Origin of the sequence: Yersinia fenwicki, from assembly GCF_043099325.1 — a bacterium.
Classification (GTDB): Bacteria; Pseudomonadota; Gammaproteobacteria; order Enterobacterales; family Enterobacteriaceae; genus Yersinia.
In genome coordinates this window covers 399,834-417,724 of the sequence record NZ_CP170755.1, presented here as the reverse complement: position 1 = coordinate 417,724, position 17,891 = coordinate 399,834, and the positions used below count along the sequence as shown (strand labels likewise).

Sequence of the window (17,891 nt, the reverse complement as noted above, 5' to 3'; positions counted from 1 at the left end):
TTTCACTCTTATTTAGATGATTGTTTTGAATCAGATAATGGTGGTACCAGCGATGACACAAAGCGATTGTGCTGCAATACCGGCATCTGGTTACGAATAGTTTTCAAACCTGTGGTTTCGATTTTGACTTTTAAGGCCGAAACCGCATCTGGATTCTGCCCAATGATTTTACCCCAGGCATCGACTGCCATGGTGTGACCCCAGGTACGGCGGGTTGCACCATGACGCCCCACCTGTGCCGCCGCCAGTATTACGCACTGGTTTTCAATTGCCCGGGCGCGCAATAAAATCTCCCAGTGAGCTTCACCGGTCACTTTAGTAAAGGCCGCCGGAACTGAAATAATCTCGGCACCCTGCGCCCGCAGAGCCTGGAACAGGCCGGGGAAGCGCAAATCATAACAAACCGTCATGCCAAGGCGACCTACCGGCGTATCAACCACAGTAAGGTGTTCACCCGGCTGATAGGTATCAGACTCACGATAACGGCCATGCACATCGTTGATATCCACATCAAACATATGAATTTTATCGTAACGGGCTTTAAGCTCGCCTTGAGCGTCAAACAGTAAGCTACTGGTGGTGATAAGGTCCGGTGACTCACGGCTTATCATCGGCATAGAGCCTACTTGAATCCAGACACCATACTTACGCGCCATCTCGCGGACTTCTTGCTGTAATGGCCCGTCATTGTGTTGCTCGGCATGATGACGATATGAGGCTGCATTGGCAAATAGCAATGCATTTTCCGGCGTCATAACCAGTTGAATACCTGAATTTAGCTGTTTGATCTGCTGCTCAATTTGAGCCAGATTGTCACGGGTATTTTCACCGCTGCATAACTGTAATAATGCAACATTGGCATTTTTCATGGCGCCTTACTCTCCTTTAGTTGGCGTAACACTTCATGGATAGTCGGTTGATCCAAGCTGCCGGTAATCTGGTAGCGAATCAACGAAATCTTGCTCCATAACGGCCCTAAAATCTTCGAGGCCGCGAATACTGCCGCTCCAACCACCGGGTTAATCGCAAAAGCAGTTGCGACACCAACAGTGGCAGAAATCTCTGGCGTAATGACCGCTTCCATAGCTATTTGACGTTTCACCAAATCAACATTCCCGCTCATCGCGATATCAGCCGCCAGCCCATCAACCACTAAGTCATTGGTATACATCACGCCATTTTTAATATTGGCAGTACCGCGAATAGAATCAAACGCAAAGTCACGACTAAACGTATCACTAAAATCAAGCTGGAGCTTACGTAATAGTGCGTCAAAACTCACCAGCCGTAATAACTGACCCGCTCGGCCGCCACCAAGATCGGTCAGTTGACCTCGGCCCAATCTATTCTTTAACGTGCCATTCAGGGTATTAATCTGCGGTTGCCACGGAACCCCGCGCCAATTGACATCAGCATTGATATCAAACGAGGCACCTTTTATCGGCGTCGTCAGACCAAAGAACGAAATAGTTTCATCAATTTTCGGCCCACTCAGCACCACATTGAGCGATGTTTTGTCACCTGAACTGTCTTGCTGCCACTGCCCGCTAATTTTCGCTCGTCCGTTACCCGCTTCGATTAGCCCATTGGTCAGTGCCAGAATATTGCCTTTCGGAGTCAAATCCGCATTAACGCGCCCGACACTCTGCCCGAGAATCCAACAATCCTTACAGCGAAGTTGCAGGGCTGGCCAGTCATGGAAGCGGATATTACTGAGGCTTTGTGGCTTCTGCGATGCCGCTTGCGCCAGTGGATCTTTCTTTTCACTTCCCGTCCACTGCGGGTTGTAATAAAGATAATCAATATCGGCATGCCACGGCCCACTTGCCGCCATTAGCAGGCGACCATCCACTTCCTGACCTTGTGCCGTGACTTTCGTCCCGGAGGGTAACGGATCGACCTGTAAGGTCAGATTGTGCCAAGCCTGGCCGCCTACCAAGAGCTGAGGTGTCTGCAATATCAGTCGTTTAGGAAGAATAACATTAGACTGACCGCCCTTGATTGCCGGTTGATCTGACGCGGCAAAAGGCGCGCTGACTGCCGCAAACTCCTCCCCCAACAATGCCAGCCAGCGCTCACCATCGAGGTTAGGCAACTTGAGCACCAAACCTTTATCATCTGGCAATAGCGGCGCTTTCTGACTCTCTGTTTTCAAAATAGAGGCGGTCTGCCAGATAGCGCGCGCCAACTCCACTTGTTGTTTTTGCATCAACCATTGGCTATTAAAAGCATTGTGACTGCCCGCACGACCCGATAAGGTAAAACTTTCAAGACCACCGACTGCTTGTATCTGTAGTGGTAATGGCTCACCACTTGATTTATCGAGTGGTGAAGGTAAGTGACTACTCACTTTCTTAAGATCGGCAGTCACATCAATTTTGTAGTCCGGCTTACCATTTTTAGGCAATTGCACCATGACCTTACCTTGCCAGTTGGCGCTGCCACTCAGTAACTTCGCCACATCGCCCGGTATGCCCGGTAATTTGGCGGGTAGCCAATCACCGTGCAGTCCAACATTCACCAAGAAGTTCTTTGGTTGTTCTTCAGTAGTAAAATCAACGGTTAATGGCTGCCCAAACCAGTTAGCTGATAAAGTATCACTCTCAAGATTGCCGTCATTGAAACGGAATTTGCCGCTGATATTCTCCAGTTGGCTTTGCAATGGCTTCACCAACAGGCTGTTATTTTTCAGTGTGACTTCACCGCTGGCATGAGTAATGCGGTTTTCTTCCAATGGGATATCTAGATGTAAGCGCCCACTAACATCACCTCCTACCTGCAACTCTTCCAGTGTCCCCGCTACCGAATCGTTGAGTGGAGTCTTAGTAAAGTAGTCATGGACGTCACGCCCAGCACCGGCGACTTCAGCATCAACATAGAGTTTTTCTTTCAGATAATCCGGAATGATAGCGCTGATATTACTACCAGTAACTTTACCCAGCATGGCATGAGGTGCATTCATCCACAGGCCTTCATTGAGAAAATCGAGGTCGATGGCTAAATTATCTAACGTGGGCCAATCCGGCTGGAACTGGAAGGTAGCGTTACGCAGCGGAACATAAACCTGGAACTGGCCCTCTTTATGTTTATAGGGGAAATCGTGAGGATTACCGTTGTAAATCAGCGTGGCATTGTCTACCTGCCCTCCGTGCAATGCCTCAGTCAAATAATCAGCCAGCTTTCCACCCATTAAAGGCACTGGGAAGTAACGCCAGGCATCTGCCGCATCATACAAACGAATACCCGTTAGAATCTTAAGCCACGGCTGCCCCATGTCCGGTTGCATGTAACGGAAACTACCGTTGGCCCACAATGATTTAGCCCTAACATCCAGCTGATCACTCCACATCTCCCAGCCTTTATCATCAACCTGCCAGTTCACAGCACCGCTAGCCTGACTGACCTCTAACGGTGCACGGAACATATCGCCATAAGGTAACGTGCTGTTTTTCAGATTGATATCCAGCCGTCCAAGCTCGACGGAGCCGCTGAGTGAACCTGCAAAATTATTCACTCCTGGCACCATATCCCAATGCTGCCAACTGATATCGTGCCATTTCGCCTGAAAACGGGTCTTTTGCGGTTGGCTGATAGGTATATCCAAAGCCAAAGCATCGACGATCCCTTGAGGCCTTAAATCAGCTAAGTGATTCATAAGCTCGGGGGTCAACAGTGATAATGTGGGTAATAGCGGCCCGACTCGCTCTAACTGAATATTAGTGGCACGAATGCGTAACTCTTGAGATTGGTCTGGTCCAATAAATTGACTATTTTCCGGCAACCACAGCGCTGACAAATGCCCTTTTGGCCAAGGTTGCCCATCGGTTTTCAGACTCAATTCCGGCGCATCAATTTGCCAACCATTACCCTGACGACGACCTTCCAGCACCAAGTTATCTACTGCTAACTGATGGGATTCGCCCTGCGCAGTCCAACTGGCTTGCCCCTGACTGAGCAACGCATTGCCGCTGTAGATTTCACCACTTTTGATACTCAACCACGCCGCCAAACTAAACTCAGCACTTTCCAACCCGGTATTGGTGTGTAGCCAGCGGCTAATCCAGGGTTTTACATCAATATTGTCGGCCTGCATATAAACAGTGCCGTTGCTTAAAATCCCCTGATTATCATGCAAGTCCATCCGCACCATTAGCACGCCGTGCTGACCATTAATGGTCGACAGGCTGATTTGACCTTCAGCACGATGCCGGGCTGGGAAGTTAAGCCAAGTGAGCTGTGGGATCTCTAATTCGGCGCGTGGGCCAGAGGGGGTAAGAAAAGAAATACGGCTGTTGCGTAGATCAAAGTGATCTAACTGACGTAAGAAAATATCAGTGATAGTGCTGGCTTCAAAGTTGTTGTCATTGCTTTGCTGCCTGTCTAGCGTGGTATTGAGATCCAGCTGCAATTGATAGAAAGTCATGTCGCGAAATTGCCAACGGCGATGCAACAATGACTGCCATACGTCAAGCGCAAGAGTCACCCGTTGCACTTGCCAGTCGGCTTTCGGCAACTTAGCGCGAATATCACGCAATTCCAATGTCGGGCCAAAGGTTTCCCACGTCCCTTGCATGAACCCCACTTCCAGTGGAATACCGCTGATGGACTGAATCTTGGCCACGATTTGTGGACGGTAATCGTTGATAAGAGGCAACATCATGCGTAGCCCACTGACCAACAGTGCAACCACAACAATTATTGTGGCGCCTGTCGCAAACATTATCCTGGGCAGTCGCCTCACACTTCTCTCCTTGCCATCCGCTGCAAGCTGTAAGACCGGGGGGATCTTACATCATCACCACATCAAATTGTTCTTGGTTATACAGTGGCTCAATCTGAACTTTCACTTGCTTACCGACGAAGATTTCCACTTCAGCCAGTGCATGAGACTCTTCACCTTTCAGCGCTTCCCCCACCGCTGGAGAAGCATAAACCAGGAAACGGTCAGAATCATAAGCATGGTGAACACGGACGATTTCGCGCAAGATCTCGTAGCACACGGTCTCTACCGATTTGACCGTGCCACGGCCACGGCAGGTTGGGCACTCATTGCATAATACATGCTCGATGCTCTCTCGCGTGCGCTTGCGAGTCATCTCTACTAAGCCTAGCTGGGAGAAACCGTTAATACTGGTTTTTACTCGATCTTTAGTCAGAGCTTGTTCCAGCGAATGCAGGACTCGCCGACGATGCTCTTCATTACTCATGTCAATGAAATCAATAATGATAATTCCACCCAGATTGCGCAGCCGTAACTGGCGCGCGATAGCTTGAGTAGCCTCAATATTGGTATTGAAAATGGTCTCATCAAGATTACGATGACCGACAAAAGCACCAGTATTAATATCCACGGTCGTCATGGCTTCAGTCTGATCAATAATCAGGTAACCTCCTGATTTTAGCTCAACTTTACGCTCCAATGATCGCTGTATTTCATTTTCGACATCATAGAGGTCAAAAATGGGTTGCTTACCCGCATACAGCTCCAGTTTTTCGGTCATTTCTGGAATATATTCACTGGTAAATTCCACCAGCAAATCATAGGTCAATTTTGAGTCAACACGGATTTTATCCAATGCTGCACCGGCGAAATCACGTAGGACACGTTGCGCCAGCGCCATTTCACCGTACAACTTATATTTGGTGATATTGCGTTTTTTACGTTCCTGAACCTTCGTCCATAAGCGCTTGAGGAAAGCGGCATCAGCGGCCAGCTCTCCTTCACCAATCCCTTCCGCGGCGGTACGGATAATAAAACCACCTTGCTCATCGCAATACTCTGCCACGGTTTTTTTCAGGCGCTCACGCTCAGCTTCACTTTCAATACGCTGGGAAACGCCAACATGGGCTGCACCCGGCATAAGCACCAGATAGCGGGAAGGTAGGGTAATATCGGTGGTCAGACGTGCGCCTTTAGTGCCAAGCGGATCTTTCACCACCTGCACCATGAGATCCTGCCCCTGACGAACCAGCTCAGCGATGTCGCGCACGTTAAAATTTTTCTGCTCATCCCCAGCCACGCATTCGGTGTGGGGCATGATATCGGAAGCATGAAGGAAGGCGGCCTTATCCAGACCTATATCAACAAAGGCCGCCTGCATCCCCGGTAAAACCCGGCTAACACGACCTTTGTAAATATTACCGACGATCCCTCTTTTGGCTTCTCGCTCGATGTGTATTTCTTGCAGGATGCCACCATCAATATAGGCAACCCGCGTTTCAGACGGTGTAATATTGACCAGTAATTCAGCTGTCATGTATTCCTCTCACATTACGTAGCGCAATGAAATTACTTAGTAATTCATGGGTTTCAACCAACGGCAAACCCACCACGGCATGATAACTGCCTGTAATGGATCTGACGAAACAACCACCTTTCCCCTGAATACCGTAAGCGCCCGCTTTGTCCATGGGTTCACCGGTAGCAATATAGTCACTGATTTCCAACTGGGATAACACGCGAAATGTCACATCTGTCACAACCATAGCAGATAACATATTTTTTCGGTCAGCGAGAGACACCGCGGTGATCACTTGGTGCTGCTGCCCAGACAATGCACTCAGAATTTGCTGTGCATGCGCTTTATCCCGTGGTTTTTCTAATACCTGCCCATTTAACACCACAATGGTATCTGCGCCGAGTACTGGCAAATCCTGCGGTGCGACACTCACCCCTGCTCGAGCTTTGTCCTGTGCTAAACGCTGGACATATTGTTGTGCACTTTCCTCGGCTCGGCGCTGCTCCTCAACGTCTGTTTTCAGTACCTCGAAAGGAACATCAAGCAGAGTTAGTAATTCACGGCGGCGCGGAGAACCAGAGGCGAGATACAGGGCGGTCATGAGTCTTAAATCCTTATTGCACCGTAAATTGACGGCGAATTTTACGCATTAACAAAAACAGCCAAGGCCACAGAATACCGTTGACCACACTACTCCAGAACACTTCGGGACGGAATGAGACATTACTGACTAAAAACTCAGACCAAAACACCACGACATCCATCGTCAGCGAGAGCAGCATCACAATAAGCGCCTGCTGCCACAAGGCCATATTGCGAAATAGCTGAAACTTAAACGCAACCAGATAAGCAATAATACTCAATGCCAGCGCCCGCACACCGAGAGTAGAACCCAAAATAAGGTCCATAATCAGCCCGAGAGTAAAGCCCGTCCCTACATTCACGCGATGCGGTAATGCCATAACCCAATAGATTAATACTAATGCTAGCCATGAGGGCCTGAACATATATATCTGTTCAGGCCACGGCATGATTTGCAGCACCATGGCAATCAGAAAGGATAACCAGATAACCCAACGACCATTACTGCTGTAACGGTTCATGGTGAGACTCCCGGAGCAGTCACTGCTGTTGGGGCCGTTGCTGTTGGCGGTGCCGGAGGGCCCATCGCATCTGCGGCCGGTAATACTTGCGACATCATGGGAGCCAAACGCTCATTTGCGACGCGACGGACTTCATCAGGTGGTAATGGCATACCCCCATCACGATCCGCGCCCCATAATAACAACAGGTAACGTAAGCGTTGTAAATCAGCGGTCGGGCGCGCTTGAATCACAGTATAGGCTCGCTGGTTATCAACTTTAACGGAAGAAACCACGGCTACCGGATAACCCTCAGGGAAACGGCCACCCAAACCGGACGTGACTAATACATCCCCAACACGAATATCTGTATTGTTAGGCAAATGCTCTAATAATAAGTCATCAGTGCAACCACTACCGGCGGCAATCACCCGAATATCATTTCGTAGAACCTGAATAGGAAGCGCGTGGGATGTATCACAGATCAATAATACGCGGCTGGTAAATTTACTCACCGCTACAACCTGGCCTACAACGCCACGGTCACTGATAACCGGTTGGCCTTCGTACACCCCATTGTTAGAACCTTTGTCGATAACGACTTGATCACTATAAGGATCCGTCCCACTGGACATCACCTGCGTCACCATTTTTTGTTCATCCTGACGCAACGGAGAGCCGAGCAATTCACGTAAGCGGTTATTTTCCTGCTTAAATTGCCCCAACAATTGAAGATCAGTATTTTTTAGCAATAGCTCTTGGCGCAACGCACGATTTTCAAGCTCCAACTGTTGGTGGGTAGCCAGAGTTTCAGAAACGTTGTCGAGAACTTTGCGTGGCCCATTGGCCAGAAAATAGAAAGGGCTAACGGCGGTGTCCATATAGGTACGTATTTTAACAAATGTACCCAATCGGCTATCCGCAATAACCAAAACAATGGCTGCAAGAACGGCAAAGAACAACCGTAGTTGCAGGGATGGACCCCGGCTAAAAATCGGCTTCATAAATTTTGCGTATTCCTCGACGACAAAAAAAGAAGTACTTGACCTGATGCGTACAAAATACGGTTATCCGATCAAGCCCTCTTCTTTTGTTTTGGCTGACTATTCTTCGCTGAACAAATCGCCGCCATGCATGTCGATCATTTCCAACGCTTTACCACCGCCGCGAGCGACGCAGGTCAATGGATCTTCTGCTACCACAACCGGGATACCTGTTTCTTCCATCAGCAAGCGATCCAGATTACGCAGCAATGCGCCACCACCGGTCAACACCATACCGCGTTCAGAGATATCAGATGCCAGTTCTGGCGGGCACTGTTCCAGCGCAACCATAACTGCGCTAACAATACCCGTCAGCGGCTCTTGCAGCGCCTCAAGGATCTCATTGGAATTAAGAGTGAAGCCACGTGGCACACCTTCTGCAAGGTTACGGCCGCGAACTTCAATTTCCAGAACTTCATCACCGGGGTACGCAGAACCGATACTGTGCTTGATACGTTCAGCCGTTGCTTCACCAATCAGGGAACCGTAGTTACGGCGCACATAATTAATGATGGCTTCATCAAAGCGGTCACCACCGATGCGTACGGAAGAAGAATAAACCACACCGTTCAGAGAGATAACGGCCACTTCTGTGGTACCGCCACCAATATCCACAACCATTGAACCGGTTGCTTCAGAAACCGGTAAGCCGGCACCAATTGCCGCAGCCATAGGTTCTTCAATCAGAAACACTTCACGGGCGCCTGCGCCCTGAGCAGATTCACGGATCGCACGGCGCTCAACCTGAGTTGCCCCGACCGGCACGCACACCAATACACGCGGACTTGGGCGCATAAAGCTGTTGCTGTGAACTTGCTTAATAAAGTGTTGCAGCATTTTTTCAGTGACAAAGAAGTCGGCGATAACACCATCTTTCATCGGACGAATTGCTGCGATATTGCCGGGGGTGCGCCCAAGCATCTGTTTAGCATCATGGCCCACAGCCGCAACGCTCTTCGGGGAACCGGCACGATCCTGGCGAATAGCAACCACTGAAGGTTCATTCAGTACAATGCCTTGTCCTTTAACATATATAAGGGTATTGGCGGTACCCAAGTCGATGGACAAGTCGTTGGAAAACATGCCACGAAATTTCTTAAACATAACGAAAGGATAATCCTGCAAGCTGGGGGCGGAAAATAAAATCCGCCTACTTTACCAACCACACGAAGCAGCGACAAGGCGCAAAAACGTCCTGATTCGGTGAAAAAGTAGCTGCGTTATTGACATATCGTTTCATCACGAACCCATGTTATTTGAAAAGATTGAATAAACCTTCAGCACAACACAGATTCTGCGCAACGACCGGCGTAACACAGCACATAAAATCTAACATTTAACCTGATTCTCGTCGGAAGTAAGCACCCACCAACGATTTACGGAAATGACTGGCACATTCTACGTTAATTTTTGCTCAACGATCAGGCTAAACATGGCCCTAATACGAATATTTTTTCTTTCCAGGGTTTAAAAGCGTTGGCGGAGCAAAAAAATTGCCCTGTCCACCGTAAACACCTTTCTCCTTTAGCGTTTGCCATTCTTGACGAGTAAGAACTTCTGCCGCAAAAACTTTTGCATGCGTTCCCGCACAAGCACCGGTCAGACTCTCGACAAACAACTGATTCTCATAACGCAGATTAATGCTTCTAACTAATCCCGGATGAAGTTTAATCATTTCAACCCGAAGAGACTTAATATATGACGTACTGACCACCGTCAATCCGGCCTGCGACACCAGGATCTTACACCCCACCCCCAGCAGTAAACGCATCATTGGGCGGATTTGGCTGATATATTGACACACATCTGCCTCTGCAAGTTCAAAGATAATTCGCTCTCTATCTGATTTTCTACATTGCAATAGCGTATCCCGCAGCCAGCGCTGGAAAGGACGCTGCAATAATGAATCAACGCTGATAGAAAATGCCAGAGTTTCATCCGGCCATAATGCTAATAAAGGAATTATCCGATCAATTTTTTGGCGGTCATAGCGCTCACCCAAACCGAACAATTGCACCAGTGGAGTAAATTCAGCGGCGCGCAATTCTTGTTCACCATCATAAATGCGGCTAATTATTTCTCGATGGTGAATTTTACCATCAACTGTAACAACCGGTTTCTGATAAAGCCGAGGGCCGCCGTTAGCCAGCGTTTGTTCTAACAAAGTACGCCATTTGACACTGCCACGGCCTTTTTCTGCTACACGAGTATCATAGACATACCAGCCGTTGCCCCCATACATCGCCGCATTTTTGGTCGCTTGTCCAGCATTATCCATTATCTGCTCTGCGGAATCGCCATTGCGGTACGCCACAATGCCAATATGCAGCAGTGACTCACGATCAATAACCTGTGGCTCGGGCAATGCCCCAAGCGCATGCACCAATTGTGCAGCGATAACATCGGCATCTTTTAGCGTTTTATGGGGGAGTAAAATAGCGATATCACTGTGATGATAACGGGCCAATAACGCAGAGGGATGGCGGGTAACAAAAGTCGAAAGCAGGTTAATCAGCGAATGCATCAGCTCTTGCACTTTCTGGTGATCATCCGTTTCAATTAAGCTGTCAAAATCCGGTAACTGCACCATCATCACAACCCCGTGGGCACCAGGCTCTTCCAATTGAGTCGTCAACTGATTATCAAAAAACTGGCGGTTACTGAAGCCGGTTTTGGCGTCCTGTGCGGCAAAAATACGAATTAATGTATCAACGCGATTACGCTCTTCTCTTACTTCTATCAGCTCAGCCAATAGATGGTCTATAGCACGGCTGGCACAAGGCGGCCATTCGTGGCCGTCACTATTAATGGCGTGTTCACGTTCGCCATTCAGGATCCGTTTAGCCCGCCACTCAAGTTTTTCCTGACCTGCGGTTTGTTCACGCAACCAACGGAAACTCAGCAACAGTGTTATCGCAATAATCACCACCACCAACGACAAAATAGCAGCGGCATAAAGGGAGCGGGCATAGCTGTTCAAGGGGTCAATATAAGTGAAATGCATTGAGGTCCCCGGCTGATGCAACATAGGAACAACTAAGCTACGGTGGCGGTTTTGACTGTCCCAGGGGGCATAAATGGCAGGGAGTTTTAGTTGGTACAACGTGCTGTTTTTATTCTGAACGCTCACTTCCAGCACACCTAGCGTTCGCATCATGATGGGTAGCCATTCGCGTTCTTTATCAGCAGGTTGTAACAGCAATGACTGATCATAAGCTGTCACAATGGTCTGGAGGCGGTACTCCATTTTTTTCTGGCATAAGTGAAAGAAACTGGCCGTGCTACCCAGTAGCACTAAGCACATCGCCAATACGACCAAAAAGGTCATAAATACAGAAAGTTTGGTTGTAAATCGCATCCTTTAACCTTGCGAAGCGCAATTCAATGAAAAAATGCCTCAGTCCCTTCGAGAAAAATACTATATGTCAGAATGCCGACATAATACTGATTTTTTACTTCGTAATGCGACAGAAACACAATAACTCAGCCTTTTTCTCTGAACTTTGGCTAATCCTCTTTCAAGAATAGTCACGGACGAAATCAACCACCTGATTTTTGTTCTTGATCAGGCTCGAGGGTTGATGTTGTCGCTATATTAGCCCACTCTTAAATCATTCTTTTTCTGTTTTTCTGGAGTGCCATATGCGAGCGCTTGTACTTGAGCAAACCGAAGGTCGTACTACCGCAGAAGTGCGTGAGATATCTCCTTCACAATTGCCAGCCGGTAATGTCACAGTTGATGTCATTTGGTCCAGCCTGAATTATAAAGATGCACTGGCTATAACGGGCAAAGGAAAAATTATCCGTGAATTCCCGATGGTGCCAGGCATCGATTTTGCGGGCACAGTTCACAGTAGCGAAGATCCACGTTTTCATGTCGGTCAGTCAGTTTTACTGACCGGTTGGGGCGTGGGTGAAAATCATTGGGGCGGTTTGGCAGAACAAGCTCGCGTCAATGGTGATTGGCTGGTTCCTATGCCTGACGGGTTGGAACCGCGTAAGGCCATGATTATTGGTACCGCTGGGTTTACTGCGATGCTGTGTGTCATGGCGCTAGAGGAAGGTGGCGTGACGCCTGAAAGCGGTGAAGTGGTCGTCACTGGCGCCAGTGGTGGTGTGGGCAGCACTGCAATCGCTTTACTTGCCGCCCTGGGCTACAAAATCGCCGCCATTTCGGGCCGAGATAGCAACAGTGATTACCTGAAAAGCCTAGGCGCTCATCGAGTGCTATCGCGCAATGATTATCTTGATGCTTCGCGCCCACTGGAAAAACAATTATGGGCCGGTGCTATTGATACCGTTGGCGACAAATTACTGGCTAAAGTGCTGGCGCAGATGAATTACAACGGCACCGTTGCCGCTTGTGGTTTAGCCGGTGGCTATTCGCTCCCGACGACCGTGATGCCATTTATTCTGCGTAATGTGCGGTTACAAGGGGTGGACTCAGTGATGACACCGCAACATCGCCGCCTGCAAGCCTGGCAACGACTACAGAAAATTTTGCCTGAAAGTTTCTATCAGCAGGCCTCGCAGGCCATTACCCTCGCCGATGCCCCGACTATCGCCGCTCGCCTACTGGCCAACGAAGTCACCGGCAGAACCCTGGTGAAAGTACGCTGATCCCGTGTCGCCGGAGGCTCATACCTCCGGCCTATTATCTGTATTGTAATGATTTTCAAATTTCTCTCTGCTCCTCTAGCACTTATCTCTATAAGCCGCCATGATTAATGTCAATGAGGTTGGTATGTCTACCCTGTTTGACGGAGTCATTTTATGCGAAATTTTTTATCCCATTCACTGCGTAATGCTGCCATGCCGCGCAAACTGACCGAAGCTGATGTGACACCAGAAAGTGTCTTTTATCAGCGCCGTAAAGTATTACAAGCATTGGGAATCACTGCTGCCACACTGGCATTGCCCACATCAGCTCAGGCTGACTTGCTAGCATGGTTTAAAGGAAATGACCGACCCAAAGCCCCTTCTGGTAAGCCGCTGGATTTCACTAAATCAACGGTTTACCATCCAGACTTGACGCTAACGCCGGAAGATAAAGTCACCGGCTACAATAACTTCTATGAATTCGGCTTGGATAAGGCCGACCCTGCCGCCAATGCCGGAACACTGAAAACCGAAGGTTGGCAGATAAAAATCGACGGTGACGTCGCCAAGCCCATGACACTCGATATTGATGACCTGACAAAACGCTTCCCGCTCGAAGAACGCATTTACCGTATGCGTTGTGTTGAAGCCTGGTCAATGGTGGTACCGTGGATTGGTTTTGAGTTGAGCAAATTGCTGAAACTGGTTGAGCCCACCAGCAATGCTCGCTACGTTGCATTTCAAACACTTTATGCGCCGGATCAGATGCCGGGGCAGGAAGATCGCTTTATTGGTGGTGGCCTGAAATACCCTTATGTCGAAGGATTACGGTTGGATGAGGCCATGAACCCACTGGCCTTTATGACCTTGGGTGTCTATGGCAAAGCCCTACCGCCACAAAATGGTGCGCCACTGCGCCTCATCACCCCGTGGAAATACGGGTTTAAAGGGATAAAATCCATTGTTCATATTCGTCTGACTAATGAACAGCCACCGACGACCTGGAACCTGAGTGCGCCCAACGAATATGGCTTTTATGCCAATGTGAACCCACATGTCGATCATCCGCGCTGGTCGCAAGCAACCGAACGCTTTATTGGCTCTGGCGGTATTCTTGATGTTCAGCGTCAACCAACACTGTTGTTTAACGGCTATGCCGATCAGGTAGCCTCACTCTATCGTGGCCTGGATCTACGGAAAAATTTCTAATGCGGCTTACTTTACGACAAATCAAGTGGCTCAAGGTGGCTATCTGGCTGGCCGTTGCACTGCCGTTTCTATGGCTGATCTTATCGGTAGATCAAGGCTGGTTCAGTGCTGACCCAGCCAAAGACATTCAACACTTTACTGGACGCATGACACTGAAATTGTTACTGGCGACACTGTTGGTCACGCCGCTAGCGCGCTATGGCAAGCAACCGCTGCTGATCCGCTGCCGCCGGTTGTTGGGTTTATGGTGTTTTGCTTGGGGAACCTTGCACTTAGTCAGCTACTCGGTATTGGAACTTGGACTGAGTAATATTGGCCTACTGGGGCGTGAGCTGGTGACCCGCCCTTATCTGACGTTGGGCATAATCAGTTGGCTGTTGTTACTGTCACTGGCTGTGACATCCACCTTATGGGCGCAACGAAAAATGGGAGCCAACTGGCAAAAATTGCATAATTTGGTGTATGTTGTCGCCATTCTTGCACCAATTCATTATCTTTGGTCGGTAAAAACTCTATCGCCACTCCCCATTCTTTACGCAGTGACGGCAGTGATATTATTGGCGTTACGTTATAAAAAATTTCGACAATGGTGCCGCTAACTGTCTGAACATATCGCGGTTATCCCCATCATAAATAATGTTGGAAGCACAGTTCGTTATTTTTTCTATTGAATATCTTCGCTGATAAGACCAGTATTTAGCTGCTAATTGCTACGATATCATTATAATGCCCGACCTTAGTACCGATCGCAGTGTCAAATTCATCGTAAAAAGGTGACAAATCGGTGACATCAGGTTATTTTTTACGATGATGTACTAATTGCCGGAGATACCAGCACAATGTCGGATAAGTTTCACATTTTGCTTCTGAATGGCCCGAACTTGAATCTGCTTGGAACCCGTGAACCGGAAAAGTACGGTTACACAACATTGGCTGAGATTGTCAGTCAGTTAGAGGCTCAAGCTCAGGGAATGGATGTGGTGCTATCCCACTTGCAGTCAAATGCAGAGCATGTGCTGATCGATAGAATTCACCAGGCTCGGGGTAATACCGACTTTATCCTGATTAACCCGGCAGCGTTTACACATACCAGTGTTGCACTGCGTGATGCACTGTTAGGTGTGCAGATCCCGTTTATCGAGATTCACTTATCTAACGTGCATGCCCGGGAGCCTTTCCGTCATCATTCATATCTCTCTGATATTGCGGTTGGCGTAATCTGTGGACTTGGCGCAGACGGCTACAACTTTGCTTTACAGGCAGCGGTAAATCGCTTGTCAAAATCCAACTAGACCCGAAATAATTCGAGTTGCAGGTAGGCGGCAACTGAGCGAATCCTCATAAGCTTATTGATTTTAAGGTCAATGGCAGTAACTGGGGGGTGAACGAAGGCAGTCAACACATATGCAACCTGAAGTACGATGGGTATAATTGCAACACACAAAGAGTACGGAATCACACTCATGGATATTCGTAAGATTAAGAAACTGATCGAACTGGTTGAAGAGTCCGGCATTTCAGAGCTGGAAATCTCAGAAGGCGAAGAGTCAGTACGTATCAGTCGTGCTCCCGCCGCACCAAACTACCCAATGATGCAACAGCCTTATGCTTTTGCTGCACCACAGCAACAGCCAGCACTGGCCGCCGCCGTTGCTCCAGCACCTGCTGAAGCCGCAGCACCAGCAGCCATCAGTGGCCATATCGTGCGCTCCCCAATGGTCGGTACGTTCTACCGCACCCCGAGCCCGGATGCTAAAGCCTTCATTGAAGTAGGTCAGAAAGTTTCTGTTGGTGACACTCTTTGCATCGTTGAAGCGATGAAAATGATGAACCAAATCGAAGCAGATAAATCCGGTACTGTAAAAGCCATTCTGGTTGAAAACGGTCAACCGGTTGAATTCGACGAGCCTCTTGTCGTCATCGAGTAACGAGGCGTTCCATGCTTGATAAAATCGTAATCGCTAACCGCGGTGAGATTGCGCTACGTATCCTGCGAGCTTGTAAAGAGCTGGGGATCAAAACTGTTGCAGTTCACTCTGTTGCGGATCGTGATCTTAAACACGTGTTATTGGCTGACGAGACTGTCTGTATCGGTCCCGCACCTTCTGTTAAAAGCTATCTGAACATTCCAGCGATCATTTCTGCTGCTGAGATCACCGGCGCGGTGGCTATTCACCCCGGCTATGGTTTCCTGTCTGAAAATGCTGATTTTGCGGAACAGGTAGAACGTTCAGGTTTCATCTTCATCGGCCCACGCGCCGAAACCATTCGCCTGATGGGTGACAAGGTTTCCGCAATCAATGCCATGAAGAAAGCCGGTGTACCTTGCGTACCAGGCTCTGATGGTCCACTGGATGACGACACTGCCAAGAACAAAGCCTTTGCCAAACGAATCGGTTATCCGGTCATTATCAAGGCATCAGGTGGTGGTGGTGGTCGTGGTATGCGTGTGGTGCGTCATGACAAAGATCTTGAGCAATCCATTAACATGACCCGTGCGGAAGCCAAAGCGGCTTTCAATAACGACATGGTTTACATGGAAAAATACCTGGAAAACCCACGCCATATTGAAATTCAGATTTTGGCTGACGGTCAAGGTAATGCTATCTATCTGGCTGAGCGCGACTGTTCTATGCAGCGCCGCCACCAGAAAGTGGTTGAAGAGGCACCAGCACCAGGTATCACCAGCGAAATGCGCCGTTATATTGGTGAGCGCTGTGCGAAAGCCTGTGTGGAAATCGGCTATCGTGGCGCGGGGACTTTCGAGTTCTTGTATGAAAACGGCGAGTTCTATTTCATCGAAATGAACACACGTATTCAGGTTGAACACCCAGTCACCGAAATGATTACCGGTGTCGATTTGATCAAAGAACAGCTACGTATCGCTGCAGGCCAACCTCTCTCCATCAAACAAGATGAAGTGAAAGTGCATGGCCACGCCGTGGAATGCCGTATCAACGCCGAAGACCCAAATACCTTCCTGCCGAGTCCGGGTAAAATTACCCGTTTCCATGCGCCGGGCGGTTTTGGTGTGCGTTGGGAGTCTCATATTTACGCCGGTTATACTGTGCCTCCATATTATGACTCCATGATCGGCAAGCTGATCACTTACGGTGAAAACCGTGATGTTGCTATTGCCCGCATGAAGAATGCGTTGGCAGAACTCATTATCGATGGCATCAAGACCAACGTTGAGTTACAGCAACGCATCATGAACGACGAAAACTTCCAGCATGGTGGCACCAATATCCACTATCTGGAGAAAAAACTCGGGTTGCAAGAAACCTAATATTTCGCCTTTTATATCAAGGCCGGTAAATTACGAGGTTAATGATAAAGCGCCCGTAGTGGTGAAAACAGGTAGATCGTAAAGACGCCGTAAAATCGTCCCTGATGGCTCGAGCCGCGCCATCCCTGACGCGGACGCTTTACTCTTCTGCCTGTCCTCACCTTACAAGATCGAGTTTTTGAGTTTTGTCAGCAATCTGAGGCCGGTAAATTACCGGCCTTTTTCTTTTCATTTGGTTAATTTTCTTTTGATTAATAGGGTTGGCATTTCGCATAGTGGTATGCCAATCACACTGCAAGGCTAAGATAACAATGGGATTTCCCAAATTAGTTGGCCTCGCAGCCAGGCAGCAAACAAATGAATCCCGATGAGCTGACTCAGGTCAGTGATTCGGGTGAATGAGTGCAGCTAACAATGCTGCGGGGTTAAG

General features: G+C 48.6%; 14 protein-coding genes. 6 read left to right on the top strand and 8 right to left on the bottom strand.

What is annotated here, in order from left to right:
* Positions 1-8 precede the first annotated feature (8 nt).
* From nit1 to csrD, 8 genes are all read right to left on the bottom strand, one after another.
* Positions 9-869 carry a deaminated glutathione amidase gene (gene nit1, locus ACF3VQ_RS01840; RefSeq protein WP_392433148.1) on the bottom strand — a complete coding sequence of 287 codons (861 nt, stop codon included), beginning with the start codon at positions 867-869 and terminating at the stop codon, positions 9-11.
* Entirely contained in the window at positions 866-4,741 is a 3,876-nt protein-coding gene (gene yhdP, locus ACF3VQ_RS01835; protein WP_392433147.1) for an AsmA2 domain-containing protein YhdP, read from the bottom strand. The genes nit1 and yhdP overlap by 4 nt, the downstream gene beginning before the upstream one ends.
* A gap of 46 nt (positions 4,742-4,787) precedes the next feature.
* On the bottom strand, positions 4,788-6,257 hold the full coding sequence (rng, locus tag ACF3VQ_RS01830) for a ribonuclease G (protein ID WP_392433145.1): 1,470 nt from the start codon (positions 6,255-6,257) through the stop codon (positions 4,788-4,790).
* Positions 6,247-6,840, bottom strand: a complete 594-nt coding sequence (locus ACF3VQ_RS01825; protein WP_392433143.1) for a Maf family protein — start codon at positions 6,838-6,840, stop codon at positions 6,247-6,249. Before ACF3VQ_RS01825 ends, rng begins: the two co-directional genes overlap by 11 nt.
* A 13-nt stretch (positions 6,841-6,853) precedes the next feature.
* Positions 6,854-7,342: a rod shape-determining protein MreD gene (mreD, locus tag ACF3VQ_RS01820; RefSeq protein WP_019080082.1), complete on the bottom strand. Its 489-nt coding sequence runs from the start codon at positions 7,340-7,342 to the stop codon at positions 6,854-6,856.
* Positions 7,339-8,325: a rod shape-determining protein MreC gene (mreC, locus tag ACF3VQ_RS01815; RefSeq protein WP_392433142.1), complete on the bottom strand. Its 987-nt coding sequence runs from the start codon at positions 8,323-8,325 to the stop codon at positions 7,339-7,341. Before mreC ends, mreD begins: the two co-directional genes overlap by 4 nt.
* Positions 8,326-8,424: 99 nt before the next feature.
* The gene (gene mreB / locus ACF3VQ_RS01810; RefSeq protein WP_002228205.1) at positions 8,425-9,468 is read right to left on the bottom strand and encodes a rod shape-determining protein MreB; all 1,044 of its coding nucleotides are present in this window, start codon (positions 9,466-9,468) and stop codon (positions 8,425-8,427) included.
* A gap of 334 nt (positions 9,469-9,802) precedes the next feature.
* Positions 9,803-11,722 (bottom strand): RNase E specificity factor CsrD, encoded by a 1,920-nt coding sequence (gene csrD / locus ACF3VQ_RS01805; protein ID WP_392433141.1) that lies wholly within the window; start codon positions 11,720-11,722, stop codon positions 9,803-9,805.
* A 284-nt stretch (positions 11,723-12,006) separates the two neighbouring features.
* On the opposite strand from csrD, the gene ACF3VQ_RS01800 reads away from it, so the two are divergent.
* The 6 genes from ACF3VQ_RS01800 to accC all read left to right on the top strand — a co-directional run bounded on the left by ACF3VQ_RS01800 (position 12,007) and on the right by accC (position 17,461).
* Entirely contained in the window at positions 12,007-12,984 is a 978-nt protein-coding gene (locus ACF3VQ_RS01800) for an MDR family oxidoreductase (RefSeq protein WP_392433140.1), read from the top strand.
* A gap of 153 nt (positions 12,985-13,137) precedes the next feature.
* Positions 13,138-14,172, top strand: coding sequence for a protein-methionine-sulfoxide reductase catalytic subunit MsrP (gene msrP / locus ACF3VQ_RS01795; protein ID WP_392433139.1), 1,035 nt, complete (start codon positions 13,138-13,140; stop codon positions 14,170-14,172).
* The gene (gene msrQ / locus ACF3VQ_RS01790) at positions 14,172-14,771 is read left to right on the top strand and encodes a protein-methionine-sulfoxide reductase heme-binding subunit MsrQ (RefSeq protein ID WP_392433138.1); all 600 of its coding nucleotides are present in this window, start codon (positions 14,172-14,174) and stop codon (positions 14,769-14,771) included. The genes msrP and msrQ overlap by 1 nt, the downstream gene beginning before the upstream one ends.
* Positions 14,772-15,011: 240 nt before the next feature.
* A complete protein-coding gene (aroQ, locus tag ACF3VQ_RS01785; protein WP_392433137.1) occupies positions 15,012-15,464 on the top strand; it encodes a type II 3-dehydroquinate dehydratase in 453 nt (150 codons plus the stop codon).
* Positions 15,465-15,635: 171 nt separating this feature from the next.
* Entirely contained in the window at positions 15,636-16,100 is a 465-nt protein-coding gene (accB, locus tag ACF3VQ_RS01780; protein ID WP_005163113.1) for an acetyl-CoA carboxylase biotin carboxyl carrier protein, read from the top strand.
* A gap of 11 nt (positions 16,101-16,111) precedes the next feature.
* Positions 16,112-17,461 (top strand): acetyl-CoA carboxylase biotin carboxylase subunit, encoded by a 1,350-nt coding sequence (accC, locus tag ACF3VQ_RS01775; RefSeq protein WP_005174345.1) that lies wholly within the window; start codon positions 16,112-16,114, stop codon positions 17,459-17,461.
* Positions 17,462-17,891 lie beyond the last annotated feature (430 nt).

What these genes read in the sequence shown, in the direction of transcription:
- mreB (WP_002228205.1), bottom strand. Translation starts at nt 9,468, where the DNA reads ATGTTTAAGAAATTTCGTGGCATGTTTTCCAACGACTTGTCCATCGAC.
- csrD (WP_392433141.1), bottom strand. Translation starts at nt 11,722, where the DNA reads ATGCGATTTACAACCAAACTTTCTGTATTTATGACCTTTTTGGTCGTA.
- accC (WP_005174345.1), top strand. Translation starts at nt 16,112, where the DNA reads ATGCTTGATAAAATCGTAATCGCTAACCGCGGTGAGATTGCGCTACGT.
- ACF3VQ_RS01800 (WP_392433140.1), top strand. Translation starts at nt 12,007, where the DNA reads ATGCGAGCGCTTGTACTTGAGCAAACCGAAGGTCGTACTACCGCAGAA.
- nit1 (WP_392433148.1), bottom strand. Translation starts at nt 869, where the DNA reads ATGAAAAATGCCAATGTTGCATTATTACAGTTATGCAGCGGTGAAAAT.
- msrQ (WP_392433138.1), top strand. Translation starts at nt 14,172, where the DNA reads ATGCGGCTTACTTTACGACAAATCAAGTGGCTCAAGGTGGCTATCTGG.
- mreD (WP_019080082.1), bottom strand. Translation starts at nt 7,342, where the DNA reads ATGAACCGTTACAGCAGTAATGGTCGTTGGGTTATCTGGTTATCCTTT.
- ACF3VQ_RS01825 (WP_392433143.1), bottom strand. Translation starts at nt 6,840, where the DNA reads ATGACCGCCCTGTATCTCGCCTCTGGTTCTCCGCGCCGCCGTGAATTA.
- mreC (WP_392433142.1), bottom strand. Translation starts at nt 8,325, where the DNA reads ATGAAGCCGATTTTTAGCCGGGGTCCATCCCTGCAACTACGGTTGTTC.
- msrP (WP_392433139.1), top strand. Translation starts at nt 13,138, where the DNA reads ATGCGAAATTTTTTATCCCATTCACTGCGTAATGCTGCCATGCCGCGC.
- aroQ (WP_392433137.1), top strand. Translation starts at nt 15,012, where the DNA reads ATGTCGGATAAGTTTCACATTTTGCTTCTGAATGGCCCGAACTTGAAT.
- accB (WP_005163113.1), top strand. Translation starts at nt 15,636, where the DNA reads ATGGATATTCGTAAGATTAAGAAACTGATCGAACTGGTTGAAGAGTCC.
- rng (WP_392433145.1), bottom strand. Translation starts at nt 6,257, where the DNA reads ATGACAGCTGAATTACTGGTCAATATTACACCGTCTGAAACGCGGGTT.